Genomic DNA, 947 nt, shown 5'->3' with positions numbered 1-947 from the left:
GTGATTTGCCGTGTTTCATCGGGGGTAAAAACTTGCGCTTGTGGGTCCACTTGCGTCCATATCTTCACCGTGGTGGTGCGCCGCATCACTTTCACATCAATCAGACCTTGACCGGTAAAAAGCCCCGTAGCAATGGTTCCACCTTTTCCCCGTGCCACAACATTTTTTGTACCAGCGGTAATATTTTGTGGAATCGTGAAAGTGCCTTCAAGGGTGCCTTTGGTGTTAGCAACAAGCTTTGTTTTTGGTAAAACATTCACACCATCAAAGGTAAGACTTTCCAAGATTTCGCTACTGCCAAAACCTTCAATTTTAAAGTGAAGGGTAATTTGTCTTAAAAAGTCGATTTGTTCTTGGTGTGTGTTGATGAAATTATCGCTTACTTCTGTTCTACGTATGGTACTGCCGCGATGTTTTCCCATAATGATTTGATTGGTGATACCCGAGAGCCAATCGGTGCGTTGTTCATGCCAAAAGTCTGTTGCGGGTTCAAGGGTTACTGTACCAGGCAGGGGTGCAAAATTTTGATAAGGATTGATTTTTTCGCAAGCCGTTGTCAACTCTTGCGCAATGATCACTTCATTTGTCCAGTCAAGGGTGACAGGCGCTGTAAGATTAGCGGTGTAAAAGGTTGGATCAATGGCAAGCTGTAAAATGCCGTTGCCTACAGCACCTGTTTGTTGAAAGCCTTCATCTCTGTAACTATCATCAAGAAAAGGGTCTGCAAACATGCCTTTTTTGGCAACAGGCTCTTTAGAGTCAACATTGCTTTTAATCCGTTCTAATTGCATCAGACGGTCAAGCGAAAGCACTCGTTGAAAATAGCGCCACATCTCATCATAGGGGGCAACCCGTGTGCCATCATTGACCACAACCGGCGTTTCAAGCCAATTGTTGGTAATGGTTGCAAGGGACAACACATCATCAGGGACACTGGGTGCCATGGG

1 protein-coding gene is annotated in these 947 nt (G+C 45.1%); it reads right to left on the bottom strand.

Features of this window, described 5'->3' with window-relative positions; genetic code table 11:
- On the bottom strand, positions 1–947 hold a 947-nt coding region (locus tag ACFINS_RS09830; RefSeq protein ID WP_375706158.1), incomplete at both ends, for a DUF4815 domain-containing protein.

The sequence above is a fragment of the Bartonella sp. AA2SXKL genome, assembly GCF_042197205.1.
Taxonomy (GTDB): domain Bacteria; phylum Pseudomonadota; class Alphaproteobacteria; order Rhizobiales; family Rhizobiaceae; genus Bartonella.
Note: the sequence above shows the minus strand (reverse complement) of the source record. Positions and strands in the feature narration are given on the sequence as shown.